The 660-nt window shown below is 43.8% G+C and carries 1 protein-coding gene; it reads left to right on the top strand.

Features of this window, described 5'->3' with window-relative positions; genetic code table 11:
- Positions 1-660 (top strand): ABC transporter ATP-binding protein (locus tag ASJ81_RS14675; RefSeq protein WP_245860188.1); only part of this gene is annotated, 660 nt, incomplete at both ends.

The following is a 660-nucleotide window of genomic DNA, read 5'->3' on the forward strand; positions in this document are numbered from 1 at the left end:
CGAGCCTCTTATCAAACTGACCGATGTCTGGAAAATCTATCAGATGGGGGAGGTCGAGTTTGCAGCTCTTAAAGGAATAAACCTGGAAATTTACGAAGGGGAATTTTTGATAATTCTCGGGCCTAGCGGAAGTGGGAAGAGCACGATGATGAACCTGCTTGGCTGCCTGGATATCCCATCAAAAGGCACTGTTTCCCTAAATTCAAAAGACATATCAGAACTTAACGAATCTGAACTTGCCATAATCCGAGGAAAAATGATTGGTTTCATATTCCAGAGTTTCAATCTCCTTCCCACTCTGAGCACGGAAGAAAACGTGCTTTTACCTATGGAATTCCAGGAAGAAAATCGACAAATTGCCCGACAAAAAGCCTCTTACTTACTTGATATTGTCGGACTCTCGGAAAAGAAACAAAACCTTCCTTCCCAACTTTCAGGAGGACAGAAACAGAGAGTTGCAATAGCTCGTTCCCTGGCTGTAAACCCGCCTATAATCCTTGCGGATGAGCCAACAGGAAATCTGGACACCAAGACAGGGAACTACATCCTGGATTTTCTGGACGAGTTGCACACAAGAGAAGGCAAGACGATCATCATTGTTACTCATGACGTCGAGCTTGTAAGATATGCAACAAGAGTAGTGTATATTAGAGACGGTGA

This window comes from Methanosarcina spelaei, assembly GCF_002287235.1.
Classification (GTDB): domain Archaea; phylum Halobacteriota; class Methanosarcinia; order Methanosarcinales; family Methanosarcinaceae; genus Methanosarcina; species Methanosarcina spelaei.